Origin of the sequence: Stenotrophomonas sp. NLF4-10, assembly GCF_022359915.1 — a bacterium.
Taxonomy (GTDB): Bacteria; Pseudomonadota; Gammaproteobacteria; order Xanthomonadales; family Xanthomonadaceae; genus Stenotrophomonas; species Stenotrophomonas daejeonensis.
Genome location: NZ_JAKSEE010000003.1, coordinates 3,104,845 through 3,130,229, shown reverse-complemented (window position 1 = coordinate 3,130,229; position 25,385 = coordinate 3,104,845). Strand labels below are relative to the sequence as shown.

23 protein-coding genes are annotated in these 25,385 nt (G+C 67.6%); 16 read left to right on the top strand and 7 right to left on the bottom strand.

Annotated elements, in window-relative coordinates:
* Positions 1-116 precede the first annotated feature (116 nt).
* The 3 genes from MIC98_RS14855 (at position 117) to MIC98_RS14845 (ending at position 2,432) form a co-directional block, all read left to right on the top strand.
* Positions 117-611 carry a peptidylprolyl isomerase gene (locus tag MIC98_RS14855; RefSeq protein WP_239737687.1) on the top strand — a complete coding sequence of 165 codons (495 nt, stop codon included), beginning with the start codon at positions 117-119 and terminating at the stop codon, positions 609-611.
* Positions 612-710: 99 nt separating this feature from the next.
* Positions 711-1,694 (top strand): malate dehydrogenase, encoded by a 984-nt coding sequence (locus MIC98_RS14850; RefSeq protein WP_239737686.1) that lies wholly within the window; start codon positions 711-713, stop codon positions 1,692-1,694.
* 117 nt (positions 1,695-1,811) lie between these two features.
* Complete coding sequence (locus MIC98_RS14845; protein WP_239737685.1) at positions 1,812-2,432, top strand: RluA family pseudouridine synthase; 621 nt, start codon at positions 1,812-1,814, stop codon at positions 2,430-2,432.
* A 99-nt stretch (positions 2,433-2,531) separates the two neighbouring features.
* On the opposite strand, the gene MIC98_RS14840 is transcribed toward MIC98_RS14845, so the two are convergent.
* The 3 genes from MIC98_RS14840 to MIC98_RS14830 form a co-directional block, all read right to left on the bottom strand.
* Entirely contained in the window at positions 2,532-3,143 is a 612-nt protein-coding gene (locus MIC98_RS14840) for a glutathione S-transferase N-terminal domain-containing protein (protein ID WP_239737684.1), read from the bottom strand.
* An 83-nt stretch (positions 3,144-3,226) separates the two neighbouring features.
* The gene (locus tag MIC98_RS14835) at positions 3,227-3,685 is read right to left on the bottom strand and encodes a cell wall hydrolase (protein WP_057639442.1); all 459 of its coding nucleotides are present in this window, start codon (positions 3,683-3,685) and stop codon (positions 3,227-3,229) included.
* A 290-nt stretch (positions 3,686-3,975) separates the two neighbouring features.
* Positions 3,976-6,006: an NADPH-dependent 2,4-dienoyl-CoA reductase gene (locus tag MIC98_RS14830; RefSeq protein WP_239737683.1), complete on the bottom strand. Its 2,031-nt coding sequence runs from the start codon at positions 6,004-6,006 to the stop codon at positions 3,976-3,978.
* Between the two features lie 153 nt (positions 6,007-6,159).
* Here MIC98_RS14830 and MIC98_RS14825 point away from each other — a divergent pair, with 153 nt between their 5' ends.
* Positions 6,160-8,199 carry an LTA synthase family protein gene (locus MIC98_RS14825; protein WP_239737682.1) on the top strand — a complete coding sequence of 680 codons (2,040 nt, stop codon included), beginning with the start codon at positions 6,160-6,162 and terminating at the stop codon, positions 8,197-8,199.
* Here MIC98_RS14825 and MIC98_RS14820 read toward each other — a convergent pair whose 3' ends face one another.
* Positions 8,200-8,844: a hypothetical protein gene (locus MIC98_RS14820; protein WP_239737681.1), complete on the bottom strand. Its 645-nt coding sequence runs from the start codon at positions 8,842-8,844 to the stop codon at positions 8,200-8,202. It abuts the gene before it with no gap.
* A gap of 76 nt (positions 8,845-8,920) precedes the next feature.
* Complete coding sequence (locus MIC98_RS14815) at positions 8,921-9,946, bottom strand: zinc-binding alcohol dehydrogenase family protein (RefSeq protein WP_239737680.1); 1,026 nt, start codon at positions 9,944-9,946, stop codon at positions 8,921-8,923.
* 328 nt (positions 9,947-10,274) lie between these two features.
* Here MIC98_RS14815 and MIC98_RS14810 point away from each other — a divergent pair, with 328 nt between their 5' ends.
* The 5 genes from MIC98_RS14810 (at position 10,275) to MIC98_RS14790 (ending at position 15,986) form a co-directional block, all read left to right on the top strand.
* A complete protein-coding gene (locus tag MIC98_RS14810; RefSeq protein WP_239737679.1) occupies positions 10,275-11,372 on the top strand; it encodes an OmpA family protein in 1,098 nt (365 codons plus the stop codon).
* A gap of 951 nt (positions 11,373-12,323) precedes the next feature.
* Positions 12,324-14,015, top strand: a complete 1,692-nt coding sequence (gene ltrA, locus MIC98_RS14805; RefSeq protein ID WP_239737678.1) for a group II intron reverse transcriptase/maturase — start codon at positions 12,324-12,326, stop codon at positions 14,013-14,015.
* 264 nt (positions 14,016-14,279) lie between these two features.
* Positions 14,280-14,753 carry a hypothetical protein gene (locus tag MIC98_RS14800; protein WP_057639448.1) on the top strand — a complete coding sequence of 158 codons (474 nt, stop codon included), beginning with the start codon at positions 14,280-14,282 and terminating at the stop codon, positions 14,751-14,753.
* Positions 14,754-14,768: 15 nt separating this feature from the next.
* Positions 14,769-15,581 carry a pseudouridine synthase gene (locus MIC98_RS14795; protein ID WP_239737677.1) on the top strand — a complete coding sequence of 271 codons (813 nt, stop codon included), beginning with the start codon at positions 14,769-14,771 and terminating at the stop codon, positions 15,579-15,581.
* Between the two features lie 105 nt (positions 15,582-15,686).
* Positions 15,687-15,986, top strand: coding sequence for a hypothetical protein (locus MIC98_RS14790; RefSeq protein WP_239737676.1), 300 nt, complete (start codon positions 15,687-15,689; stop codon positions 15,984-15,986).
* A gap of 78 nt (positions 15,987-16,064) precedes the next feature.
* On the opposite strand, the gene kbl is transcribed toward MIC98_RS14790, so the two are convergent.
* Complete coding sequence (gene kbl, locus MIC98_RS14785) at positions 16,065-17,276, bottom strand: glycine C-acetyltransferase (protein ID WP_239737675.1); 1,212 nt, start codon at positions 17,274-17,276, stop codon at positions 16,065-16,067.
* A gap of 163 nt (positions 17,277-17,439) precedes the next feature.
* Between kbl and MIC98_RS14780 the strand changes: the two genes are divergently transcribed.
* The 6 genes from MIC98_RS14780 to MIC98_RS14755 all read left to right on the top strand — a co-directional run bounded on the left by MIC98_RS14780 (position 17,440) and on the right by MIC98_RS14755 (position 23,729).
* Entirely contained in the window at positions 17,440-18,870 is a 1,431-nt protein-coding gene (locus tag MIC98_RS14780) for a porin (RefSeq protein ID WP_239737674.1), read from the top strand.
* Positions 18,871-18,882: 12 nt separating this feature from the next.
* A complete protein-coding gene (locus MIC98_RS14775) occupies positions 18,883-19,908 on the top strand; it encodes a sulfate ABC transporter substrate-binding protein (RefSeq protein ID WP_239737673.1) in 1,026 nt (341 codons plus the stop codon).
* A 36-nt stretch (positions 19,909-19,944) separates the two neighbouring features.
* Positions 19,945-20,787, top strand: a complete 843-nt coding sequence (gene cysT, locus MIC98_RS14770; RefSeq protein ID WP_275452830.1) for a sulfate ABC transporter permease subunit CysT — start codon at positions 19,945-19,947, stop codon at positions 20,785-20,787.
* 23 nt (positions 20,788-20,810) lie between these two features.
* Positions 20,811-21,743, top strand: coding sequence for a sulfate ABC transporter permease subunit CysW (gene cysW, locus MIC98_RS14765; RefSeq protein ID WP_239737672.1), 933 nt, complete (start codon positions 20,811-20,813; stop codon positions 21,741-21,743).
* A 10-nt stretch (positions 21,744-21,753) separates the two neighbouring features.
* On the top strand, positions 21,754-22,791 hold the full coding sequence (locus MIC98_RS14760) for a sulfate/molybdate ABC transporter ATP-binding protein (protein ID WP_239737671.1): 1,038 nt from the start codon (positions 21,754-21,756) through the stop codon (positions 22,789-22,791).
* 239 nt (positions 22,792-23,030) lie between these two features.
* Positions 23,031-23,729 carry a TorF family putative porin gene (locus MIC98_RS14755; protein ID WP_239737670.1) on the top strand — a complete coding sequence of 233 codons (699 nt, stop codon included), beginning with the start codon at positions 23,031-23,033 and terminating at the stop codon, positions 23,727-23,729.
* 87 nt (positions 23,730-23,816) lie between these two features.
* Here the strand turns inward: MIC98_RS14755 and tdh are convergent, their stop codons facing one another.
* Positions 23,817-24,854, bottom strand: coding sequence for an L-threonine 3-dehydrogenase (tdh, locus tag MIC98_RS14750; protein WP_057639457.1), 1,038 nt, complete (start codon positions 24,852-24,854; stop codon positions 23,817-23,819).
* A 149-nt stretch (positions 24,855-25,003) separates the two neighbouring features.
* Here tdh and MIC98_RS14745 point away from each other — a divergent pair, with 149 nt between their 5' ends.
* The gene (locus MIC98_RS14745) at positions 25,004-25,384 is read left to right on the top strand and encodes a response regulator (protein ID WP_239737669.1); all 381 of its coding nucleotides are present in this window, start codon (positions 25,004-25,006) and stop codon (positions 25,382-25,384) included.
* Position 25,385: the final 1 nt, after the last annotated feature.

Genomic DNA, 25,385 nt, shown 5'->3' with positions numbered 1-25,385 from the left:
GCGGGACGTGAGGGCGCCCATTCAGCAAGTGCCGGGTGCGGTGCCCGACGCTGGCGGATTCGGGCCGGGTGTATCCTATGCGGCTGGCAAAGCCGTCTTTCCCCACAAGGTATCCCATGTCCCTGATCGCCAACTTCGACACCTCCCGCGGCCTGATCAAGGTCGAGCTGTTCGCCGACAAGGCGCCGCTGACCGTGGCCAACTTCGTCAACCTGGCCAAGCGCGGGTTCTACGACGGCCTGAACTTCCACCGCGTGATCGCCGACTTCATGATCCAGGGCGGCTGCCCGGAAGGCTCCGGCCGCGGCGGCCCGGGCTACCGCTTCGAGGACGAGACCAACAACGGTGTGCGCCACGAGCGCGGCGTGCTGTCGATGGCCAACGCCGGCCCCAACACCAACGGCAGCCAGTTCTTCATCACCCACATCAAGACCGACTGGCTGGACGGCAAGCACACCGTGTTCGGCAAGGTGACCGAAGGCCTGGACGTGGTTGACGCCATCAAACAGGGCGACGCCATCAACACGATCACCATCGAAGGCGATGCCGACGCCGCGCTGGCCGCCAAGGCCGACCGCGTGGCCGAGTGGAACAAGATCCTCGCCGCCTGATTCTCCACGGCCACCTGCACGGGTGGCCGTTTTTGCTTCAAGCCCCGCCGCAAGGCGCGGGCCGCCCCCACGATTCGTTTCTTGACAGAGGAAACCCCCATGAAAGCACCCGTACGAGTTGCCGTGACCGGCGCAGCCGGCCAGATCGGCTACGCCCTGCTGTTCCGCATCGCTTCCGGTGAAATGCTGGGCAAGGACCAGCCGGTCGTCCTGCAACTGCTGGAACTGGACAACGAGAAGGCCCAGGCCGCGCTGCAGGGCGTGGTGATGGAGCTGGAAGACTGTGCGTTCCCGCTGCTGGCCGGCGTGGTGACCACCGCCGACCCGCTGGTCGCGTTCAAGGACGTCGACGTCGCCCTGCTGGTTGGCGCGCGCCCGCGCGGCCCGGGCATGGAGCGCAAGGACCTGCTGCTGGAGAACGCCAAGATCTTCACCGTGCAGGGCAAGGCGCTGAACGCCGTGGCCAAGCGCGACGTCAAGGTGCTGGTGGTCGGCAACCCGGCCAACACCAATGCCTACATCGCGATGAAGTCGGCGCCGGACCTCGACCCGAAGAACTTCACCGCGATGCTGCGCCTGGACCACAACCGCGCGCTGAGCCAGCTCGCCGCCAAGACCGGCAAGGCCGTGGACAGCTTCGAGAAGTTCACCGTGTGGGGCAACCACAGCCCGACCATGTACCCGGACTACCGCTTCGCCACCACCGGCGGCGCCAAGGTGGCCGAGCTGATCGACGACCAGGAATGGAACGCCAACACCTTCATCCCGACCGTCGGCAAGCGTGGCGCGGCGATCATCGCCGCCCGTGGCCTGTCCTCGGCGGCCTCGGCCGCCAATGCCGCCATCGACCACGTGCATGACTGGGTGCTGGGCACCGGCGGCAAGTGGGTGACGATGGGCGTGCCGTCCGACGGCTCCTACGGCATTCCGGAAGGCGTGGTGTTCGGCTTCCCGGTGACCACCGAGAACGGCACCTACAGCATCGTCAAGGACCTGCCGATCGACGACTTCTCGAAGAAGTACATCGACATCACCCTGGCCGAGCTGGAAGAAGAGCGCGCCGGCGTGGCAGACCTGCTGTAAACGATGGCGCCATGACGTGACGGACGGGGAAGCTTCGGCTTCCCCGTCTTTTTGTGGGCTTTCATGGCGTAGGAGCGCACCAAGGTACGCTCCTACAAGGATTCCGTGCTCCAACTGATGAACGACATCCTCCTGTACCACATCGACGAGGCGCTACTGGTAGCCGAAAAACCGGCCGGCCTGCTGTCGGTGCCGGGGCGTGCCGAGGGAAACCGCGATTGCGTGGTGACGCGCTTGCAGGCGCATTACCCGGATGTACTCACAGTGCATCGGCTGGACCAGGTCACCTCGGGGCTGCTGCTGCATGCACGGGGCAAGGCGATGCAGGTGGCGTTGTCGGCGCAGTTCGAGCGGCGGCAGGTCGGCAAGCGTTACGAAGCGTTGGTGCAGGGACTGGTCGAAGAAGAGGTTGGCGAGATCGCGCTGCCCTTGATCTGCGACTGGCCGAACCGCCCGAAGCAGAAGGTGGATTTGGAACTGGGCAAGCCGGCGTTGACCCGCTGGCGGGTCATGGCACGCGATGCCGATACGCGGTGCACGCGGCTGGAACTGGAGCCGGTGACCGGCCGCAGCCACCAGCTGCGCCTGCATCTGGCCAGCATTGGTCATCCCATCGTCGGGGATGTGCTCTACGGGGCCGTACCCGCGGCACGGGTATGCCTGCATGCGCGAGCGCTGGAGTTCGCGCATCCGCGCAGCGGGCAGACGATGGCATTCGAGTCGCCTGTGCCGTTCTGAAACTTGACGCAGGTGCGGGGCTTGCCCCGCACGCTTTCCGGAAGGAATCCTCTGAATAAGAAGGCCCCTGCGGGGCAAGCCCCGCTGCTACGGGGACCGTCAGGCCAGTCCTTCGGCCTTCAGTGCGGCCTGCACGCCGGCATCGGCTTCCATCCGCGCCTTGAACGCGGCCAGGTGGTCCAGCCCCGACAGGTCCACGCCCACCGCGCCGGCCCAGCGCAGGGTGATGTAGAGGTAGGGATCGGCGAAGCTGCGGAAGCCGGCCAGCCAGTCCTTGCCGGCCAGTTGCCGCTCGGCCTGCTCGTAGAGGCCGCGCAGGCGGGTGCGGGCGGTGGCTTTCAGGGCGTCGTGCTGGGAAGCATCGGCGAGGAACTTGGCCGGGGAGAACAGCGGCACGAAGGCCGGGTGCAGGTCGGAGTTGACGAAGCACAGCCAGCGGGTCGCCTCCGCGCGCTGGCGTGGGCTGCCGTCGCCGGCCAGCCGCGCCTGCGGGAAGCTGTCGGCGATGTAGCCCATGATCGCCGCGTTCTGGGTCAGCACGAAATCGCCGTCCACCAGCGCCGGTACCGCGCCGGTCGGGTTGATCTTCAGGAATTCCGGCGCCTTCATGCGTTCGGCGGTCAGCAGTTCGACCTCGAACGGCTGGCCGGTCCATTGCAGGGCGATGTGGTCGGCGGTGGAGCAGGCACCGGGCTTGCTGTACAGCTTCATGGGGACTCCGGGAGTGGATGGGAAACCCACGCACTATCCCAGAGCCGGTTGCCGCCGCACAGCGGCGTGGCGGCAACGGACCGTTACGACTGCCGCGGCTTGAGCGATTGCACCTTGTAGAAGGTGTGCCCGCCGATGGTCGCCACCTGGTAGGCGTTGCGCCAGCTCGGGCTGGCGATGGCATGGGCGGCGAAGTGGCTGGCGCCGGGCACGATCTCCTGGCGCTCGCCGGCCGGCAACGCCCAGTTGCGCTCGGCGGCGAAGGCCACGCCCACCGCTTCGGCCCAGGCGTCGTTGTTGCGCAGGCGGAAGCCGGGGGCGACGAGGGTGGGCGCGAACTGCTTGCGCGCGGTCACCACCTCGCACATCGAGTCGCCCCACAGGCCGCTGTCGAGGCGGCGCAGCGCGACTTCGGCCACGGCCTGCTGGCCGCGCAGGGTCTGGTCGCGGGCTTCCAGGTAAACGGTGGTGCTCAGGCACAGCGAGTCGGCGGCCGGCTGCGGCAACAGTTGCGACAGCCAGAGTATCCAGGCCAGTTTCATTGGGTCTCCTTGCTCCGTATGGGCAGCAGCGCCTGCTCTGGTAACGAAACCTGGAGCCTGGCAACCGCAGCTTGGCGTCATGGGGAGGCGGCCGTGGCATCGGGGCCGCCCCGTGGGCGGCCTCCAATGTCGTTCGGAGGGGGCCGCGCCGTGCTCACCTGAACTGGGGGGTGAGCGGAAAGTGCGCGCAAGGTAGGGGGGGAATCCAAAACCGGTCCTGAATGCGGTTTCTTGACATTCAGGTTTGTTGCTGGGATGGAATTGAGGGCGTCGTCACATTCTTCGTGGCTTCAGAGCTCCGCAGCGAGGCGGCTGCCCTGATCGATGGCGCGCTTGGCGTCCAGCTCGGCGGCCACGTCGGCGCCGCCGATGACGTGCACGCTGCGGCCGGCCGCGCGCAGCGCGTCGGCAAGTTCGCGGCGCGGCTCCTGCCCGGCGCAGACCACCACGGTGCCGACATCGAGCAACTGCTCGCTGCCGTCCACGCGGATGCGCAGGCCGGCGTCGTCCACGCCGAGGTACTCGACGCCGCCCAGCATCTTCACGCCCTTGGCCTTGAGCGTGGCGCGGTGGATCCAGCCGGTGGTCTTGCCCAGCCGTGCGCCGGGCTTGCCGGGGCTGCGCTGCAGCAGCCAGACGTGGCGTGCCGGGTGTTCAGGCCGGGGCCTGGCGAGCGAGCCGCGCGCCTCGAAGTCCGGGTCCACGCCCCATTCGGCCATCCAGCGGGCCGGGTCCAGCGACGGCGATTCGCCTTCGTGGACGAGGAATTCGCCGACGTCGAAGCCGATGCCGCCGGCGCCGATGACCGCCACCTTGTCCGCGGCCCGGACCCGGCCCAGCAGCACGTCGAGGTAGCTGACCACCATCGGGTGGTCGGCACCGGGGAAATCCACGGTGCGCGGGACGATGCCGGTGGCCACCACCACCTCGTCGAAGCCGGCCAGGTTTTCCGCGTCGGCGACCGTGCCCAGCCGCAGCTCCACGCCGGTATCGATCAGCTTGTGGCGGAAGTAGCGCAGCGTCTCGTGGAACTCCTCCTTGCCGGGGATGCGCTTGGCGACGTTGAACTGGCCGCCGATCTCGCCGGCGGCGTCGAACAGGGTCACGCGGTGGCCACGTTCGGCCGCCACCGTGGCGCAGGCCAGCCCGGCCGGCCCGGCGCCGACCACGGCGATGCGCTTGGGCGCGGAGGTCGGGCGATAGACCAGTTCGGTTTCGTGCGCCGCGCGCGGGTTGACCAGGCAACTGGCGCGCTTGTTCTGGAATACGTGGTCCAGGCAGGCCTGGTTGCAGGCGATGCAGGTATTGATGGCGTCGGCTTTGCCGGCGCGCGCCTTGTTCGGCCACTGCGGGTCGGCCAGCAGCGGTCGCGCCAGCGACACCATGTCCGCGCCACCGGCGGCGAGGATGGCTTCGGCCACCTCCGGCATGTTGATGCGGTTGGTGGCGATCAGCGGAAGGCCGACGTGCGGCTTGAGCTTGGCGGTGACGCCGGCGAACGCCGCGCGCGGCACCGAGGTGGCGATGGTCGGCACGCGCGCCTCGTGCCAGCCGATGCCGGAGTTGATGATCGTCGCGCCGGCCGCCTCGATGGCCTTGGCCTGCTGCACGATCTCCTGCCAGTTGCTGCCGTCTTCCACCAGATCCAGCAGCGACAGCCGGTAGATGATGATGAAGTCCGGCCCGCAGGTCTCGCGGATGCGGCGCACGATCTCCACCGCGAAGCGCATGCGCCTGGCCGCGTCGCCGCCCCAGGTGTCGGTGCGCTGGTTGGTGCGCGGGGCGATGAACTCGTTGATCAGGTAGCCTTCCGAGCCCATCACCTCGACGCCGTCGTAGCCGGCCTCGCGTGCCAGCCGCGCCGCGCGGGCGTAATCGGCGATGTGCCGCTCGACGCCGCGCGCGCTGAGGGCGCGCGGCGTGAACGGGTTGATCGGTGCCTTCAACCTCGATGGCGCCACCTGCAGCGGGTGGTAGCCGTAGCGGCCGGCGTGCAGCAACTGCATGCAGATCTTCGCCCCGTGCCCGTGCACGGCGGCGGTCACCTGCCGGTGCCGGCGCACTTCCCACGGCCACGACAGCTTGCTGCCGAACGGCGCCAGCCAGCCGACCACGTTGGGGGCAAAACCACCGGTCACCAGCAGTGCCGCGCCACCTTCTGCGCGCTCGGCGAAATAGGCGGCCAGCTTGGGGAAATCGCGGGCATGGTCTTCCAGCCCGGTATGCATCGAGCCCATCAGCACGCGGTTGCGCAACCGCGTGAAGCCCAGGTCCAGCGGGGCGAACAGGTGGGGATAGGCGATGTCGGTGGCTGGCGTCATGATGGATACGCTTGCGTATGGATTGCCGCCATTCTGCGGTGCAACCTGCCGATTTCTCAATCCCCGGGTATTGGATAGCCAGGGTGCGGGCTGGAATTACAATGCGCGCCCGCATCGCCGGTTCGCTCCACCGCCAAGGGCTGCCTGTTCCGAATGAATACGAAATCATTGCTGCCCGAGGACCAACGGGTATTGCCGAGGTTGTGGCTGTTGGTCGCGGGCATTGCCGTGCTGGGGGGCATGGCCAGGCTGTGCATGTGGGGCGCCCATGCCGGTGCCGGGCGGGGAATGGAGTTGTTGCTGCCGGTTTTGCTGCAGGGGCTGCGCTATGACCTGGTGGCGGGAGCGGTGGCCGCCCTGCTGCTCGGGTTGCTGGTGATGCCGCTGTGGCTGCGGCGCCGACACGCCCGGGCGGCGTGGCTGGCGCAGTGGCTGGCGGTGGGGGTGTTGCTGTTGTTCCTGTTGCTGTCCGCCTGCGAATACTTCTACTACGGTTTCTACAAGACGCGCTTCGACCCGGTCATGTTCGGCCTGTTCGAGGACGATACCGGTGCGGTCCTCGTGACCATCTGGCAGGACTATCCAGTGCTGCGCGGCGTGCTGGGCCTGGCGCTGGCGGCGGCATTGCTGGGTTGGGCCGTGCCGCGCGCTGGCCGCTGGTTGAGCGCGCGCTGGCCTGCAGGTTCCGGTACCGGCACCCGCATCGTGCTGGTGGTCGTGCAATGCCTGCTGCTGTTGCTGCTGGCGCGTGGCAGCGTGGGCACGTTCCCGCTGGTGCGGCGCGACGTGACGTTCTCGCCCGACCCCTTCGTCAACGCCTCGGTGCTGAATGCGCCGCTGACGCTGTACCGCGCGCTCCGGATACGGGCGCGGGAAACCCGTGTCGGCAACGATCCGCTGGTCGGGCTGCACCGGCTGGGTTTCGCCACGCTGGACGAGGCGGCCGCGGTCGCCGGCCTGCTGTCTGCCGAACCCGGACCGGTGCGCGCGGCGCTGTTCCCAGTGGCGCCGGGGCAGCCGCGTCCGCTGGCGCAGTCGCCGCATGTGGTGCTGGGGCTGCTGGAGTCGTTCGGCCAGGACCTGCTGCACGCCGACACGCCCGGCAACGACATGCTGGGGCGCCTGCGCGGGGAACTGGCCCACGGCTACCGGTTCGACAATTTCATCGCCGGCCAGAACGGCACCCACCAGGAACTGGAAAACCTGCTGCTCGGCACGCCGATCACGCCGCTTACCGGCGGGCGCAATGCGCGGATGACGTTCGATACCTCGGCGGCACTGCCGTTCAGGCGGGCCGGCTACCGCACCGCCTTCGTCTATGGCGGAGGCAGCGACTGGCGCCAGATCGGCACCGCGTTGAGCCACCAGGGCTTCGACCATGTCTACGATGCGCGCGACATCCGCACGCGCTTCCCCGAGGCGCATGGCACCGACTGGGGCATCTATGACGCCTACCTGTTCCGCTTCGCCGGGGAACTGCTGGCACAGGCCGATGCCCGTGGCGAACGCCTGTTCCTGGTGCTGTTGACCACGACCAACCACCCGCCGTTCGAACTGGACACGCCGCATCGCACGTTGCCGCTGGACCCGGCCGCCCTGGGCCCGCGCGCAACGGACGACCGCGACGAGCTGCGCAGGATCCTGGCGACGTACCAGTACCAGGCCGACGAGTTCGGCGCCTTCCTGCAGGTGCTGCGACAGGGGGAACTGGGGGAGCGAACCCTCGTTGCCGCCGCCGGCGACCACAACCTGCGCACCCACTATCGTTACGACCTGCCGGCGGAGCAGCCGGACGTGGACCGCGTGTTCGCCTACCTGCGGGTGCCGCCTGCATTCGCGCCGCCCGGGCCGGGGCCCGACGTGCATGCGTTCGCCGGTCACGGCGACCTGGTTCCGACGCTGGTGTCGCTGGCCCTGCCGGGAGAGCGTTATTTCGCCACCGGACGCAATCTATGGCAGGCGCCGGCCGATGGCGGACAGGCGTTGTCCCAGTTCAAGCATCTCTACCTGCCGGAGGGCATGCTGACCCCGTTGGAGGCCCCGCAACTGCATGGTTGGCAGGATGCACGCCGCGTGCAGGCGCAGGGGCACGTGCCGGATGCAGCTGCCCTTGCGCAGGCCCGGCGCATTGCCGCCAATGTCGCGTTGCGCGACTGGTACATCCGCGGGCAGGTGCTGGCGCAGCGGCGTTAGTCACTTGGGCGCCTGATCCGGCAGGGATGCCGTGGCTGCCGGCGGGTGGCGTCTGTCCCGGTCGAACAGCGGCAGGGTGATGCCGCACAGCGGGCCGATCAGCAGGGCGAAGGCCAACGTGCCCGGCCCCACGTTTCCGCCCAGCCACCAGCCCACCGCCAGGGCGCTGGCTTCGATGAGGGTGCGCACCTTCCAGATCGCCCGGCCGGTACGCGCATGCAGCCCGGTCATCAGTCCGTCACGCGGGCCCGGCCCCAGGTGCGCGCCTATGTAGAGCCCGGTGGCGACGGCCAGCAGCACCAGTCCGGCGGCGAACAGCAGCAACTGCATGGGCAGGCCCTGCGGCGCCGGTATGAGGTTCAACCCGAACTGGGCGCTGGGGCCGACCAGCAGGGCGTTGAGCACGGTGCCCAGCCCCGGCCGTTGCCGCAGCGGCCACCACATCGACAGCACCGCGATGCTCACCAGATTGCTGACCAGGCCGAAGGACCAGCCACTGCGCTGCGCGATGCCTTGCGCCAGCACGTCCCACGGCGCGATGCCGATGCCCGCGCGGATCATCAACGACGAGGCGATACCGAACAGGAACAGGCCGGGAAGCAGTTGCAGCAGGCGCAGGGCGAGGGCGGTGCGGGACATCGGCATGAAGGCGGGGGGAGAGGATGGGCCAAGGGAAAATGCCGGGAGAGTGAATCCTGCTTCCTTCATTCCTGCCGGTCTTTCAACCCCAGCCTTCCAGCGCCAGCTTGCCGATGCTGCGGCCCGACTCCAGCAGCCGGTGCGCCTCGCGCAGGTTGGCGGCGCCGATCGGCCCCAGCCGCCGGTTCAGCGGGCTGCGCAGTTCGCCGGCATCGATCAGGCTGGCCGCGCGGGTCAGGATGCGGTGCTGCTCGATCATGTCGTCGGTGCGGAAGCGGGCGCGGGCGAACATGAATTCCCAGTGGATGCCGATGCACTTGGCCTTGTAGGGATCGCCGATGCGCAGTTCGCCGCGTGGTTCGACGACCAGCCCCACGTGACCCTGCGGGGCCAGCAGCTCCCCCAGTTGCTGCCAGTACGCGTCGGTATCGGCCAGGTTCAGCGCCGCATCCACCTCGACGATGCCCAGCGCCCGCAATTGCGGGGCCAGCGGCTGGTGGTGGTCGACCACGTGCGCGGCGCCCATTTGCCGGCACCACGCCGCGGTTTCCTCGCGCGAAGCGGTCGCCACCACGGTGAAGCCGGCATGGCGGCCGAGCTGGATGGCCATCGAGCCGACCCCGCCGGCACCGCCGACGACCAGCAGGACCTGCCCGGCATGGCGGCGCCCGTCCAGTTGGCAGGGCATGCGCTGGAACAGCAGCTCCCATGCGGTGAGCGTGGTCAACGGCAGCGCGGCGGCCTCGGCGAAATCCAGCGTGGCCGGCTTGCGCCCGGCCAGCCGCTCGTCCACCAGTTGCAGCTGCGCATTGCAGCCGGGGCGGGTGACATCGCCGGCGTAGTAGACCGCGTCGCCGACCTCGAACGCCGTCACCTCCGGGCCGACGGCCAGCACCGTGCCGGCGGCATCGAAGCCGAGCACCCGCGGCGGATTCTCCTCGCCGGTGCCGGCGCGGCGCAGCTTGGTGTCCACCGGGTTCACCGACACCGCCTGCACGCCGACCAGCAGGTCCCGGCCATGCGGCCCGGCGGGCTCGGGGAGGTCGAAATCCTGCAGTGAATGCGGGTCGTCGATGGGCAGGTAGCGGGTCAGGGCGACGGCTTTCATGTGGGAAGATCCGTTGCTGGAAGGGCAGGGGCATCATACGCAGCGCGGTTGATGGCGTGGCCGGTGAGGGGAGGGCCAACGATGGCGGAGCGGCGTGAATGCGATGCCGATGAGCAGGTATGCCCGCCAAGCCGCATGAGCGTTCGTTCGTGGTCGGGAAGACGGCAATCTGCCATTTGTTATATCGCCGTTAACACGGTCTTCACGGTCCCGCGCATAATGTGCACCGCGTTGGCGTGCGGATACGGTCGTTTCTGAACGCGACGAACGAAATCGCTGGACCATGCCTTAACCCGGTTTCATTCCCCCGAAACAAGGAGTTGTATTCATGAACAAGAAGATTCTCACCGCCGCGCTGCTGGGTGGCCTGGCATTCGCCCAGGCTGCGTCGGCCCAGGAATTCGATGACCGTTGGTACCTGACCGGTTCGGCTGGTTTCAACTTCCAGGACAGCGACCGCACCACCAATGATGCGCCGTTCGTCACCTTGGGCCTGGGCAAGTTCATCAGCCCGAACTGGTCGCTGGACGGCGAACTGAACTACCAGAACCCGAATTTCGAGAGCAACCAGGACCTGAACTGGTCGCAGTACGGCGTGTCGCTGGACCTGCGTCGCCACTTCATCCAGGACGGCCGCGGCTGGAACCCGTACCTGCTGTTCGGCCTGGGCTACCAGAAGGCCGAGGAAGAGTACGTCATCAATGCGCCGACCTCGCCGGCGCAGCGTGAGGACGGCAACCTGGCCGCCAAGGTCGGTGTCGGCCTGCAGACCACCTTCGACAAGCGCGTCGCCGTGCGTGCCGAGCTGGCCTACCGCGCCGATTTCGACGACCAGAGCTGGGCTGCCCCGAACGAAGACTGGTTCGGCGACGTGCTGGCCTCGGTCGGCGTCGTGATCCCGCTGGGCCCGGCCCCGGTGGCCGCCGCTCCGGAACCGGCTCCGGCTCCGGTTGCGCCGAGCTGCGCCGACTTGGACGACGACGGCGATGGCGTCAACAACTGCGACGACAAGTGCCCGACCTCGGAAGCCGGCCAGATCATCGGTCCGGACGGTTGCCCGGTGCCGGTGTCGATCGACCTGAAGGGCGTCAACTTCGACTTCGACAAGGCCACCCTGCGTCCGGACGCCGTGTCGGTCCTGAGCGAAGCGGCCGAGATCCTGAAGCGTTATCCGGAGCTGCGCGTTGAAGTCGCCGGTCACACCGACTCGAAGGGTAGCGACGCCTACAACCAGAAGCTGTCCGAGCGTCGCGCCACCGCCGTGTACGACTACTTGACCGGCAACGGCGTCGCTGCTTCGCGCCTGATCGGCCCGGTGGGTTACGGCGAGAGCCGTCCGATTGCCCCGAACACCAATGAAGATGGTTCGGACAATCCGGAAGGCCGCGCCAAGAACCGCCGCACCGAGCTGAACGTCCAGAACTGAGTGCGACACGAGCAATCGTAAAGCACTGAAAAGACTCAGCTTTCTCTGAGACACACTGTAATAAACCCCTTGCCTTCGGGCAAGGGGGCATGAGTAAAACGGGGCCCGGAAGGGGCATATCCTTCCGGGTTTCCGCGCAATGCGGACTGGGGGAACGTGCGTCTGTACTTCTCGCTTCGTCCGTCATCGCAATGATGACCGGGGAACTTCGTCTTGGAGTTCACGGTGTGCCAGACCTGCAACGGGTGCTGGAAACAGGCGCGCAGATTGCGTGTCCGTGGTGGCATTGCTTCACCTTGGAAACTGTTTTCAAGGTAGGAAGCCTGCTATGCGACTAGCGGTAGCCTAGATAGGCGTGCGTGACTGGCAACGGTCAGGTGCGGAGCCCTATCGACAATGAATCCCCCTGATTTTCAGGTACATCCAGCTCGTGAGAGATGGATCAGGACTGCGAGCAGCAATGCGGTTCGGGAGCTAGGCTGACCGGTATGGGTATCGACCAGAGAACTGTCGATAAACGCCGTTAGGACGAGGGTGCCAAAGCTGCTGTCAGGCATCGACCAAAAGGTACGTGGGCAGTTGTCCCGTTTTAGTTTCGGGGCACGTCGCTAATGAAGCTCACCGGCGAACAGACAGGCCCTAACCCGGTCGTGTGTCATCGCGGGAACGTGGTAAGCCCTCCCATCTGCCCCAGAGGCAGGCGAACCGCAAGGAACGCTGTTGGGTGCGGGGGTAAAGGATCGTGGAAAAAGCGAATGGCCGGCTGTAATGGCGGGTATAGGCGTTGAAACATCACGCTAGTGCGAGAGCACGCCGACTTCCACGTGGTGCTGGATTGCGACAACGAATTGCGGAAACCCGCAAAGAACCAACACCCGCATGGGGACACAGTCCCCATCGGGGGAGTGCTGCGTCTTCCGTGTGGTCGTGGATCACAACAAGGAGAACAGCATGAGAGAGCTCAACCAGCCGGTTGAGTCTGCGTTCTCCGGCGGGCCGAAAGACTGGATGACCATTGATTGGCATCACGTGCATCGGACCGTCCGGGGTATGCAGCTACGAATCGCAAAGGCGACACAGGAAGGCGACTGGCGCAGGGTGAAAGCCCTGCAACGGATGCTGACCCGCTCCCTGACCGCAAAGATGTTGGCGGTCAGACGAGTGACGGAGAACCAGGGCAAACGCACGGCGGGTGTAGACCGTGTGCTGTGGACCGAACCCGGGCAACGCTGGAAGGCAATTTCCCAGCTGCGTCCGCGTGGCTACAAGCCCCTGCCACTACGGCGCGTCTTCATCCCGAAATCCAATGGGAAGGAGCGGCCGCTGGGCATCCCCACGATGCGGGACCGGGCCATGCAGGCACTTCACCTGCTGGCACTGGAACCGGTTGCAGAGAGCACGGGCGACCCGAACAGCTTCGGCTTTCGGCAAGGTCGCTCGACGCACGATGCAATGGCCCAGAACTTCATCTGTCTGGCGAAGAAATATTCGCCGGAATGGGTGATGGAAGCGGACATCAAAGGATGCTTTGACCACATCGATCACGACTGGCTGGTGACCCACGTCCGAATGGACAAGGCGATCCTGCGCAAGTGGTTGAAGGCCGGCATCCTCTATCGGGGTCAGTACGAACCGACGGAGGAGGGGACGCCACAGGGTGGGATTATTTCCCCGACCTTGGCGAACGTGGCACTGGATGGGCTGGAAGTGGGACTCAAGGCGCATGTGTACGCAACCTTGGGATACACGAAGGCGCAGCAGGCAAAGGTAAACGTGATCCGATACGCCGACGATTTCGTAATCACCGGCTCCTCGAAAGAGGTGCTGGTGGAGACGGTCCGTCCGTGGGTGGAGCAGTTTCTGGCCATCCGTGGATTGGAGTTGTCGGAGGAAAAAACCCGGGTGACGCACATCGATGCAGGCTTCGATTTCCTTGGATGGAACTTCCGCAAGTACAGCGGAAAGCTCCTCATCAAACCGAGCAGGAAAAACGCGCAGGCGTTCTATCGCAAGGTGAAGGAACTCATCAGTCGCCACAAGTCGCTCAGGCAGGACCTGCTGATCATGATGTTGAACAAGGTACTCAGAGGATGGGCGAACTATCACCATCCGGTCGTAGCCCAAAACGTGTTCAACAGCTTGGATGCCCTGCTTTTTCGGGCACTCTGGCAATGGGCACGACGACGGCACAACAACAAGGGCGCCAAGTGGGTGAAAGATCGTTACTTTCACGCCATCGGTACCCGGAACTGGGTATTTGCGGCAAGACGCGAGGAAGGGGAGGCACAGGCTCCGATGCTGGAGCTGTATCAGTTGGCGGACACGCCGATTGTTCGGCACGTGAAGGTGAAGGCGGAGTTCAACCCGTTTGATCCAGCGTTCGAACAGTATGCGGAGAAGCGGCGGCAGGACCGGATGTTGCGGTCCCGCGCGCACCGGAAGCAGTGGGCGGGCCTTTATGCGTTACAGCAGGGCCTATGCGCGTTGTGCCGGCAGCCGATTACCCGGGAGACGGGATGGCACGACCACCATATCGTGCCGCGGGTGGCGGGAGGTTCCGACCTTCTGTCCAACCGGGTCCTGTTACACCCGGGATGTCATACACAGGTCCATGCCTTGGGCCTAGCCGTTGTGAAGCCCTGACCAGGGCTTGAGCCGTATGCGTTGAAAGGCGCACGTACGGTTCTTAGGAGGGAGGGAGTCAGCGATGGCTCCCTCCCACCCGACTCCGGACGCTTCGGTTGATACCAGACAAGGCCCGGCATTGCCGGGCCTTGTCTTTTTCGTGACGGCGGCCCGGAATGCGCGGGACCTCCGGCACGCCGCGCGCGGTCGCGTGCATGCCGCGGTTGATTGCGCATCGGCAGCTGCCTACACTCGCCGCGTTCTTCTTCCGATGGAAATCCGATGCTGCGTATCGCATTGGCCGGTGCCCTCGCGCTGGCTCTCGTCCCCGTTGCCCACGCAGCCGTCGATTGCTCGGCCAGTGCCGCGGTCCCGGCACCGCTGCCGGCCACGGTGGTGGCCCCGGTAGCCGCCGAGCTGCACGTGCGCCAGGGCCAGCTGGGCATGCCCGCGGGCGTGCTGACCTCGAACCTGGGCGAGCAGTCGCTGGACCTGGTGCTGATGCGCCTGCGCGTGGAAAGCTGCAACAACGTCGCCAATGCGGTGCCGGCAGGCGCTGCGGTCAACCCCAACGATCCGGCCGCCTACAAGCCGCAGACCGAATTCGACAATACGCCGTGGCGCTTCGACATGAGCCAGAACGGCAAGCGCATGACCGCCGAGGAGTTCGATGCCTGGATGAAGGCGCGCGGCGTGCGCGTGGTCAAGGCGCGCGAAACCCCCGCCGAGGCGCAGCCGGCTCCCGAGGCCAAGTAACCGGCGCAAGGCCGCATGGCTTCCCGCCGGACCCCTTCAACGCACGCCCGTCCTGGTCACCAGGGCGGGCGTCGCGTTTCCGCGCCGGCGCCGGCCGGGGGGGCGCGGCATGGCTTGGCGCGGGTGCTGTCCAAGGCCGGGCTGTGCTCGCGCAGCGAGGCGGCGCGGCGCGTGCAGGAAGGGCGGGTGAGCGTGGACGGGCGCGTGGTCCGCGATCCGGAGTTCCCGGTGGTGCCGTCGCGCCAGCAGGTGCGGGTGGATGGCATGCCGCTGGCACCGGCGCGGCGCTGGTACGTGGCCCTGAACAAGCCGCGCGGGCTGGTCACCACGGTGCGCGACGAGCAGGGGCGCGACACCGTGTATCGCTGCTTCGACGGCGGCGGCCTGCCGTGGCTGGCGCCGGCCGGGCGGCTGGACAAGGCCAGCGAAGGCTTGCTGCTTTTCAGCAACGATCCCGAATGGGCGGCGCGGCTGACCGACCCGGCCACCGGGCCGCTGAAGACCTACCGGGTGCAGGTCGATGGCCTGCCCGATGCGGCGCAACTGGCGCGGATGCGCGAGGGCGTCGACGATGCCGCCGGCGAGCACCTGGCCGCGCATGCGGTGCAGGTGCTGCGCCACGGCCAGCGCACCGCCTGGTTGGAGGTGGTGCTGGCCGAGGGCCGCAACCGCCATATCCGGCGCCTGTTGCAGGTGCTGGGGTTCGAAGTGCTGCGGCTGGTACGGGTGGCGATCGGGCCGGTGCAGCTGGGGACGCTGGAGAAGGGGCAGTGGCGCGAACTGGAAGCGGAAGAACTGCAGGCATTGCAGTGCCCATTCAGTGAATGAATGCGACTGGATCTGCATTTATTCAATGGATTCAGTGAAATAGCTTGAATACTTCGTGTGTCTGATTAGGCTGGGGCCCTCGGGTTTGAACGAAGGTGATGTGCCATGCAGGTAGTGATTCGCGTATCGGGAACGTCGCTGTGGCTGGCGGCGGTGGCGGGGCTGGCCGGGTGCGCCTCGACCGGCCCGCAGGCGATGGCGCCCAAGCCGGTCACGGTGACGGTGGAAGCCGCTTCCGTGGCGCAGAAGGATGCACTGGGCAACTACCGTTTCCTGATGCAGCAGGACGGCGCCAACATGAGCGCCGACCAGTTCGATGCCTGGATGAAGGCCAATGGCATCCGCGTGGCGCAGGGTGCGCCAGCGGCCCCGGCGGTCGTGGACGGGAAGAAGCGCAAGCGCTGACCGCGCCGGGTATGGCGCCATGCCTGCCATTGGCCGGCATGGCGCGAGGGTGCCCGGCTGCCGGCCGGGCACGTTCCGTTACTTGATGACGCCCAGTTCCCTGCCGATGCGGGTGAAGGCATCGATGGCGCGGTCCAGGTGCCCGCGGCTGTGCGCGGCACTCATCTGGGTACGGATGCGCGCCTGTCCCTTCGGCACCACCGGGAAGAAGAAGCCGATCGCGTAGATGCCTTCCTCGAGCAGGCGCTGCGCGAACTTCTGCGCGAGCGGGGCGTCGTACAGCATCACCGGGCTGATCGGGTGCACGCCCGGCTTCACGTCGAAACCGGCGGCGGTCATCTTCTCGCGGAAGTAAGCGGTGTTCTCGGCCAGCTTTTCGCGCAGGTCGCCGGCGGCGTCCAGCATCTCGAACGCCTTGATGCCGGCGGCCACCACGTGCGGCGGCAGCGAGTTTGAGAACAGGTAGGGGCGCGAGCGTTGGCGCAGCAGCTCGATGACCTCGGCGCTGGCGCAGGTGAAGCCGCCCAGCGCGCCACCCATCGCCTTGCCGAGGGTGCCGGTGATGATGTCGATGCGGTCCAGCACGTCCTTGACCTCGGCCGAGCCGCGGCCGGTCGCGCCGAGGAAGCCGGTGGCATGGCATTCGTCGATGTGCACCAACGCGCCGTACTTCTTCGCCAGCGCGGTGATCTCGTCGAGCGGGGCGATGAAGCCGTCCATCGAGAACACGCCGTCGGTGGTGATGAGTTTGGTCTTGCAGCCGGCGGCGTCGGCGGCCTGCAACTGCGCTTCGAGGTCGGCCATGTCGCAGTTGGCGTAGCGGAAGCGCTTGGCCTTGCACAGGCGCACGCCGTCGATGATCGAGGCGTGGTTCAGCACGTCGGAGATGATCGCGTCGTTCTCGCCCAGCAATGGCTCGAACAGGCCGCCGTTGGCGTCGAAGCAGGCGGCGTAGAGGATGGTGTCGTCCTTGCCGAAGAAGCGCGCGATCTGTGCTTCCAACTGCTTGTGCAAATCCTGCGTGCCGCAGATGAAGCGCACCGAGGCCATGCCGAAGCCGTGGCTGTCCAGCGCGTCCTTGGCGGCCTGGATCAGCGCCGGGTGGTCGGCCAGCCCGAGGTAGTTGTTGGCGCAGAAGTTCAGCACGGTGCGGCCGTCGTCCAGGGTGATCTCGGCCGACTGCGGGCTGGTGATGGTGCGTTCGGACTTGAACAGCCCCTGCGCGCGGATGGCGTCCAGTTCCTCGGCGTAGTGCCGGGTGAGCGGGGAGGTGTGCGCGGTGGAAGTCATGGCGGCGTCTTGCGGCGGAAAGAAGACGCTGATTCTAGCCGCCGGCCGCCCGCGCCGCCGGAGTCATGGGGAATGGCTATAAGCGCGGCGGGCGAAGTCATTTCTCCGCCCGCGTGTGCGCCCGCAGCATCGGCAACCTGTCCAATCCCACAGGAATCTCCCGATGACCGCGCCCCTTCCCCCGTCCGCCAAGTCGACCAGGATGCTGCTGTCCAGCCTGGCCGGGCTGGCATGTGGGGCATGGGGGCCGGTACAGGCGCAATCGCTGACGCTGGAACAGTTGCAGCAGCGGCTGGAACGGCTGGAACGCCATGCCGGCGTGGCCGCTGCCGACGATGATGATGCAGATACCGGGTTGGCCGCGCTGGACCAGCGCCTGCGCATCCTCGAACGCCGCCTGGAACTGCAGGAAGAAGAGCGCGCAGCCACGGCGAAGGCCGCGCCGAAGATCGCCATCGACCAGAAGGGCGCCGCGTTCAAGTCCGGCGACGGCGCCTACGAGCTGAAACTGCGCGGCCTGCTGCAGGGCGATGCGCGGGTGTTCCTCGGCAGCGACGCCAACCAGAACGACAGCTTCCTGCTGCGCACCGCGCGGCCGACGCTGGAAGGCAGCCTCGGCAAGCGGGTGGCCTACCGCTTCACCCCGGAACTGGCCGGCGACAGCGCCAGCGTCGTCGATGCCTATGCCGACCTGCGCTTCGACCCCGCCTGGACGTTGCGGGTGGGCAGGTTCACCTCGCCGGTGGGGCTGGAGCGCCTGCAGTCCTCCTCGGCGCTGGCCGACGTGGAACGCGCGCTGGCCAGCGAACTGGCGCCCAACCGCGACCTCGGCGTGCAGTTGCAGGGCGACGTGGCCGGGGGCAGGTTCAGCTATGCGCTGGGCGTGTTCAACGGCGCGGTCGATGGCCGCGATACCGTCACCAGCAACCCGGACGACGATTTCGAACTGGCCGGGCGCGTGTTCTTCGAGCCGCTCAAGGGCAGCGGCAGCGCCTGGGCGGGGCTGGGCTTCGGCCTCGGTGCCAGCAGTGGCGACAAGCATGGCGCCGGCAACAACTTCCTGCCGCGCTACCGCACCCCGGGGCAGGCCACGTTCTTCGGCTACCGCGGCACGGTGCTGGCCGACGGCAGCCACCGCCGCTGGTCGCCGCAGGGCTGGTTCTACCGTGACGGCTTCGGCCTGCAGGGCGAATACATCGTCTCGCGGCAGGAAGTAGCCAGCGCCGGCCAGCGCGCCGCGCTGGAGCACCGCGCCTGGCAGGCCACCGCCAGCTGGGTGCTCAGCGGCGAGGACGCCAGCTACCGCGGGGTGACGCCGGCGCGGCCATTCGGCGTCAACGGCGGCCGCGGCGCACTGGAACTGACCGCCCGCTACGGCGAGCTGGAGATCGACGCTGCCGCCTTCCCGTTCTATGCCGACCCGGCCACCTCGGCCGCGCGCGCCCGCGCCTGGGTGCTGGGCGCCAACTGGTACCTGACCGCCAACCTGAAGCTGGTGACCAACTACACGCACACCCGTTTCGACGCAGCCGGCGGCGCCAGCGCGTTGCCCGACGAAAAAGCCGTTTTCTCGCGCCTGCAAGTGTCCTTCTGACGGAGAGCCCCCATGACGACTTCCTCCCTTGTCCGCCGCGCCGGCATTGCCACGCTGGCCTTGCTGCTGGCCCTGGGTGCCGGCAGTGCCTTCGCCCGCGACGTGCAGCTGCTCAACGTTTCCTACGACCCCACCCGCGAGCTGTACCGCGACTTCAACGCCGCCTTCGCCAAGCACTGGAAGCAGACCACCGGCGATACGGTCACCGTCGAAACCTCGCACGGCGGCTCGGGCAAGCAGGCGCGCGCGGTGATCGACGGCATCGAAGCCGACGTGGTGACCCTGGCGCTGGCCTACGACGTGGATGCGATCGCCGAAAAGGCCAGGCTGCTGCCGGCGGACTGGGAAAGCCGCCTGCCCGACAACAGCTCGCCCTACACCTCGACGATCGTGTTCCTGGTGCGCAAGGGCAACCCCAAGGGCATCCGCGACTGGCCGGACCTGCTGCGCGACGGCGTGTCGGTCATCACCCCCAACCCCAAGACCTCCGGCGGCGCACGCTGGAACTACCTGGCCGCCTGGGCCTACGCCGACCACATCTTCAAGGGCGACCGCGAACGCATCCTCAACTACATGCGCGCGCTGTTCCGCAACGTGCCGGTGCTGGACACCGGCGCGCGCGGCGCCACCACCACCTTCGTCCAGCGCGGCATCGGCGACGTGCTGCTGGCATGGGAGAACGAGGCCTTCCTCGCCCAGCAGGAAATGGGGCCGGACAAGTTCGAGATCGTGGTGCCGCGCATGTCGATCCTCGCCGAGCCGTCGGTGGTGCTGGTCGATCGCAACGTCGACCGCCACGGCACCCGCGAGGTGGCGCAGGCCTACCTGCACTACCTGTATTCGGCGGAGGGCCAGCGCATCGCCGCGCGCCACTACTACCGTCCGCGCCATCCCGAACTGGCCGCCCCGGCCGACGTGGCGCGCTTCCCGCAGGTGCGGCTGGTCACCATCCGCGATGCCTTCGGTTCGTGGGAAAAGGCGCAAGCCGAGCATTTCGCCGATGGCGGCGTGTTCGACCAGATCCAGGCGAGCAAATAAGTGACCCATCCGGTTTCTCCCGCTCCGGCGTCCCCGCTGGCTGCGCCGAAGGGCCGGCGGCGCGCGCGCAGGGTCATTCCCGGTTTCGGCCTCGGCATGGGCATCACCCTGTTCTGGCTGGGCCTGATCGTGCTGGTGCCGCTGGCCGGGCTGTTCCTCAAGGCCGCCGGGCTGGGCGTGGGCGGCATCTGGCAGATATGGAGCGAGCCGCGGGTGCTGGCGGCGTTGCGCCTGAGCTTCCTCACCGCGCTGGCGGCGGCGGCGTTCAACACGGTGATGGGCACGTGGGTGGCGTGGGTGTTCGTGCGCTACCGCTTCCCCGGCCGGCGCCTGTTCGACGCAATGATCGACCTGCCGTTCGCGCTGCCCACGGCGGTGGCGGGCATCGCGTTGACCGCGTTGTACGGCGGGCAGGGCTGGATAGGCCGTTGGCTGGAGCCTCTGGGCGTCAAGGTCGCCTATGCACCGGCCGGCATCGTGGTGGCGCTGGTGTTCGTCGGCCTGCCGTTCGTGGTGCGCATCGTGCAGCCGGTGCTGGCCGAGAGCGAGCGCGAGCTGGAGGAAGCGGCCGGCACGCTCGGCGCCAACCGCCTGCAGACTGTGGCGCGGGTGGTGCTGCCGGCGTTGTGGCCAGCCCTGCTGACCGGTTTTGCGCTGGCGTTCGCGCGCGGCGTGGGCGAATACGGCTCGGTGATCTTCATCGCCGGCAACCTGCCGTTCGCCACCGAGATCGCACCGCTGCTGATTACCATCCGCCTGGATGAATTCGACTACGCCGGGGCCACCGCGATCGCCACGGCGATGCTGCTGCTGTCCTTCGTCGTGTTGCTGTTGGTCAACAGCCTGCAAGCGCGGCTGCAACGCAGGGGCGCGCGATGAACGAAATGGTGTCGGAGCTGCCGATGGGAATTGCCGCATCCACCGGCCGCCGCGGCGCGGCGCAAGCGGCCAGCGTGACCACCGAGCCGCGCTGGGTGCAGGTGCTGCTGATCCTCGGCGCGCTGGGCTTCCTGCTGTCCTTCCTGCTGCTGCCGCTGCTGCTGGTGTTCGGCGAGGCACTGCGTGGCGGCGTGCAGGCGTTCTGGGCCGCGATCACCGATGCCGACGCGCTGGCGGCGGTGAAACTGACCCTGCTGGTCACCGTGATCGTCGTCCCGCTGAACCTGGTGTTCGGCATTGCCGCGGCGTGGGTGGTCAGCAAGCACAAGTTCCCCGGCAAGCGCTGGCTGGTGACGCTGATCGACCTGCCGTTCTCGGTGTCGCCGGTGGTGGCCGGGCTGGTGTTCATCCTGCTGTTCGGCCGCGACGGCTGGCTGTGGCCGCTGATCGAGGACGGCCTGCACCTGCACCTGCCGGTGCTGGGCGAGGTGCTGCTGCAACTGCCGCGCATCGTGTTCGCCATCCCCGGCATCGTGCTGGCCACCGCCTTCGTCACCTTTCCCTTCATCGCCCGCGAACTGATGCCGCTGATGGAGCAGCAGGGCAACGACGAGGAACTGGCCGCGCTGACCCTGGGCGCGAACGCGTGGCAGATGTTCTGGAAAGTCACGTTGCCGAACATCCGCTGGGGCCTGCTGTACGGCGTGCTGTTGTGCAGCGCGCGGGCGATGGGCGAATTCGGCGCGGTGTCGGTGGTGTCCGGGCACATCCGCGGGCGTACCAACACGTTGCCGCTGCATGTGGAAATTCTCTACAACGAACCGTCCGCGCATACGTGGAGCGCCGCGTTCGCCTGCGCCTCGCTGCTGGCCGGCACTGCGCTGCTGACGCTGGTGACAAAGACCTTCCTTGAATGGCGCCACGGCGAATCGCTGGCCGCCGCGCACCGCCACTGAGATGACGACGATGGACATCCGCATACGACAACTGGGCAAGCGTTTCGGCGATTTCGCCGCGCTCGACGGCGTCAGCCTCGACATCCGCAGCGGCGAGCTGCTGGCGCTGCTGGGGCCGTCCGGCTCGGGCAAGACCACCCTGCTGCGCACCATCGCCGGGCTGGAGCAGCCCGAGCAGGGCCGCGTCCTGTTCGACGGCGAGGACGCCACCGGGCTGAGCGTGCAGGCGCGCCGCGCCGGCTTCGTGTTCCAGCACTACGCGCTGTTCAAGCACATGGACGTCCGCCGCAACATCGCCTTCGGCCTCGAAGTGCGGCGCGGCGGCGAGCGCTGGCCGAAGGCGCGCATCGCCGCCCGGGTCGAGGAACTGCTGGCGCTGGTGCAGCTGGACGGGCTGGGCGGGCGCTACCCGACGCAGCTGTCCGGCGGCCAGCGCCAGCGCGTGGCGCTGGCGCGCGCGCTGGCCATCGAGCCGCGCGTGCTGCTGCTGGACGAACCGTTCGGCGCGCTCGACGCACAAGTGCGCCGCGACCTGCGGCGCTGGCTGCGCGAACTGCATGACCGCACCGGGCTGACCACGGTGTTCGTCACCCACGACCAGGAGGAAGCGCTGGAACTGGCCGACCGCGTGGCCATCCTCAACCGCGGCCGCATCGAGCAGGTCGGCACCCCGGCCGAGGTCTACGACCGCCCGGCCTCGCCGTTCGTGTACGGCTTCGTCGGCGAGGCCAACCGGCTGCCGGCGCGGGTGCGCGGCGACGGGCTGGAGGTGGCCGGCGCGCAATGGCCGCTGCCGGCGACCCTGCTGGCGGCGGGCGAACTGGAGGTCTACGTGCGGCCGGAGGACATGCGCGCCGACGACGCCGGCGACTGGGCCGGCACCGTGCTGTCGGTACAGCGCAGCGGCGCCCGTACCCGGCTGCGCGCGCGCCTGCACGAGGCCGCCGTGGACGTGGAGGTCGAACTGCCGCCGGACGCCCCGGCCTATGCCGCCGGCCAGCCCATCGCGCTGGCGGCGCGCCGCCACGGGGTGTTCCCGGCCACGTAGCGCGTGCCGGCACAGCCCCCGTGGATGCGGGGCTCGTCCCGCATGGGGCCTTGCCGACGAAACCCCATGCCGGGCAAGCCCGGTACCTGCGAGGGCAGGGCATTCTGCGGACTTGCGGGATTGCGCTTCCCCGCAATCGGGTGAAGAGCCGAATTTCCTCTGGCGCTGCCTGGTCATTGTGGTTAAGAATTCGTGAACCCGTGCCCTGGCCGCACGGGTCCCCCCACAGGAGAACCGCAATGACCTACAGCAAACGCCTTGCCGCCGTTGCCTGCGCCGCCCTGCTTTCCGTCCCGTTCATGGCTTCCGCCGACGACGCGGCCGAATCGCCCATCAGCTGGGAAGTCGGCGCGGTATCGGACTACCTGTTCCGCGCGGCCTCGCAGACCGACGAGAAGCCCACCGTGCAGGCGGGCCTGACCTGGACTTCGCCGGTCGGCCTGTACGTCGGCACCTGGGGCTCGGGCGTGGATTTCGGCCCCGGCGACCCCGACGTGGAAGTGGACTTCTTCGTCGGCTACGGCTTCGACGTCAGCGAGCAGGTTAACTTCGACGTGCTGCTCAACCGCTATACCTACCCCGGCGCGAGCGAGCTGGCCTACAACGAGCTGGTCACCACCACCACCATCGCCGAGACCTGGAAGGTCAACGTCAGCTACAGCAACGACGTGTGGAACAGCGGCACCGATGGCTGGTACTACGGCATCGGTGGCGAGTGGGGCCTGCCCAACGAATTCAGCCTGAGCGCCAACGTCGGCCGCAGTACCTTCGAGAATGGCGTCGCCGAGGATTACACCGACTGGGGCGTGGGCGTGAGCCGCGGCTTCGGCATCGCCAACGTGTCGCTGGGCTACTACGGCGCCGACGGCAACGGCCGCGACAACTTCGGCAAGCTGGCCGACAACCGCGTGGTGCTGGCGGTGAAGATCGCGCGCTGAGCGCGGGCAACGCCGTTGCAATGAAAAAGGCGCCGCAAGGCGCCTTTTTCATGTGCGGGAACGCGCCTTGGCGCGATTCCGCGGAGCTCAATTCCAGCTCAACACCACCTTGCCGGCCTTGCCCTGTTCCATCAGGTCGAAGCCTTCCTGGAAGCGGTCCACCGGCAGCTGGTGGGTCAGCACCTTGCCCAGCGGGAAGCCGCCCAGGACGAGCTGCGTCATCTTGTACCAGGTCTCGTACATCTTGCGGCCGTAGATGCCCTGCACGGTCAGGCCCTTGAAGATGATCTTGTCCCAGTCGCAGCCGGCGCCCTTGGGCATGATGCCGAGCATCGCGATCTTGCCGCCGTGGTACATGCAGTCGAGCATGTCGTTGAACGCGCGCGGGTTGCCGCTCATCTCCAGGCCCACGTCGAAGCCTTCCATGTGCAGGTCGGCCATCACGTCCTTCAGCGACTGGTTGGCGACGTTGACCACGCGGGTCGCGCCCATGTCGGCGGCCAGCTTCAGGCGGAAGTCGTTGACGTCGGTGACCACCACGTTGCGCGCACCGATGTGCTTGCAGATGCCCGCGGCAATGATGCCGATCGGGCCGGCGCCGGTGATCAGCACGTCCTCGCCGATCACGTCGAACTCCAGCGCGCAGTGCGCGGCGTTGCCGTAGGGGTCGAAGAACGCGGCCAGCTCGCTCGGGATCTGATCGGGGATCGGCCACAGGTTGGACGCCGGCATCACCATGTACTCGGCGAACGCGCCATTGACGTTGACGCCGATGCCCACCGTGTTCGGGCACAGGTGCGGGCGGCCGCCGCGGCAGTTGCGGCAATGGCCGCAGACGATGTGGCCCTCGGCCGAGACGCGCTGGCCGACCTCGTAGCCGGTGACGGCCGAGCCGAGCTGGGCGATACGGCCGACGAACTCATGGCCGATGGTCAGGCCCGGCTTGATCGTGCGCTGGCTCCACTCGTCCCACAGGTAGATGTGCAGGTCGGTGCCGCAGATGGCGGTCTTCTCCAGCTTGACCAGCACCTCGTTGGGGCCGGGCACCGGCACCGGCACCTCTTCCATCCAGATGCCCTTGGCCGCCTCGCGCTTCACCAGCGCGCGCATCGTGTTCTGTGTCATTGCCGGAAAACCACGGTGGGAAAGAGCGCGGATTATATGCTTTCAGCCGCAACGGTCCGGTGGCCGGGCCGTTGCGGCGGGCGGTGCGCAGCGCAAGGGCATTGCGCGTAAAATTGTGCGGCACATCACGGTGCGGGGAGACAGCACACATGGCCATCCAGGCGGATTCGGGCAAGACGGTATTGGTCGTCGACGACAGCAAGGTGTCGCGCATGGTGATCAAGGCGCACATCCTGGAGGTCCACCCGCAGTGGCAGGTGGTCGAGGCCGGCACCGGCGAGGAGGCCGTCGCGCTGGTCGCCAAGGCGGTACCCGACTACTGCACCGTGGACGTCAACATGCCCGGCATGCCCGGCACCGATGCGGCGGCGCTGATCCTGCAGGCGCACCCGCAGGTGCGCATCGCCATCTTCTCGGCGAACATCCAGGAAGCGGTGCAGACGCGCGCGCAGCAGCTGGGCGCGGTGTTCGTGGCCAAGCCGGTGACCGAGAAGTCGATCGCGCAGGCCCTCCAGCATTTCGCGGGGTAGG

Coding starts and splice junctions, on each gene's coding strand:
- MIC98_RS14855 (WP_239737687.1), top strand. CDS start 117: ATGTCCCTGATCGCCAACTTCGACACCTCCCGCGGCCTGATCAAGGTC.
- MIC98_RS14850 (WP_239737686.1), top strand. CDS start 711: ATGAAAGCACCCGTACGAGTTGCCGTGACCGGCGCAGCCGGCCAGATC.
- MIC98_RS14845 (WP_239737685.1), top strand. CDS start 1,812: ATGAACGACATCCTCCTGTACCACATCGACGAGGCGCTACTGGTAGCC.
- MIC98_RS14840 (WP_239737684.1), bottom strand. CDS start 3,143: ATGAAGCTGTACAGCAAGCCCGGTGCCTGCTCCACCGCCGACCACATC.
- MIC98_RS14835 (WP_057639442.1), bottom strand. CDS start 3,685: ATGAAACTGGCCTGGATACTCTGGCTGTCGCAACTGTTGCCGCAGCCG.
- MIC98_RS14830 (WP_239737683.1), bottom strand. CDS start 6,006: ATGACGCCAGCCACCGACATCGCCTATCCCCACCTGTTCGCCCCGCTG.
- MIC98_RS14825 (WP_239737682.1), top strand. CDS start 6,160: ATGAATACGAAATCATTGCTGCCCGAGGACCAACGGGTATTGCCGAGG.
- MIC98_RS14820 (WP_239737681.1), bottom strand. CDS start 8,844: ATGCCGATGTCCCGCACCGCCCTCGCCCTGCGCCTGCTGCAACTGCTT.
- MIC98_RS14815 (WP_239737680.1), bottom strand. CDS start 9,946: ATGAAAGCCGTCGCCCTGACCCGCTACCTGCCCATCGACGACCCGCAT.
- MIC98_RS14810 (WP_239737679.1), top strand. CDS start 10,275: ATGAACAAGAAGATTCTCACCGCCGCGCTGCTGGGTGGCCTGGCATTC.
- ltrA (WP_239737678.1), top strand. CDS start 12,324: ATGAGAGAGCTCAACCAGCCGGTTGAGTCTGCGTTCTCCGGCGGGCCG.
- MIC98_RS14800 (WP_057639448.1), top strand. CDS start 14,280: ATGCTGCGTATCGCATTGGCCGGTGCCCTCGCGCTGGCTCTCGTCCCC.
- MIC98_RS14795 (WP_239737677.1), top strand. CDS start 14,769: ATGGCTTCCCGCCGGACCCCTTCAACGCACGCCCGTCCTGGTCACCAG.
- MIC98_RS14790 (WP_239737676.1), top strand. CDS start 15,687: ATGCAGGTAGTGATTCGCGTATCGGGAACGTCGCTGTGGCTGGCGGCG.
- kbl (WP_239737675.1), bottom strand. CDS start 17,276: ATGACTTCCACCGCGCACACCTCCCCGCTCACCCGGCACTACGCCGAG.
- MIC98_RS14780 (WP_239737674.1), top strand. CDS start 17,440: ATGACCGCGCCCCTTCCCCCGTCCGCCAAGTCGACCAGGATGCTGCTG.
- MIC98_RS14775 (WP_239737673.1), top strand. CDS start 18,883: ATGACGACTTCCTCCCTTGTCCGCCGCGCCGGCATTGCCACGCTGGCC.
- cysW (WP_239737672.1), top strand. CDS start 20,811: ATGGGAATTGCCGCATCCACCGGCCGCCGCGGCGCGGCGCAAGCGGCC.
- MIC98_RS14760 (WP_239737671.1), top strand. CDS start 21,754: ATGGACATCCGCATACGACAACTGGGCAAGCGTTTCGGCGATTTCGCC.
- MIC98_RS14755 (WP_239737670.1), top strand. CDS start 23,031: ATGACCTACAGCAAACGCCTTGCCGCCGTTGCCTGCGCCGCCCTGCTT.
- tdh (WP_057639457.1), bottom strand. CDS start 24,854: ATGACACAGAACACGATGCGCGCGCTGGTGAAGCGCGAGGCGGCCAAG.
- MIC98_RS14745 (WP_239737669.1), top strand. CDS start 25,004: ATGGCCATCCAGGCGGATTCGGGCAAGACGGTATTGGTCGTCGACGAC.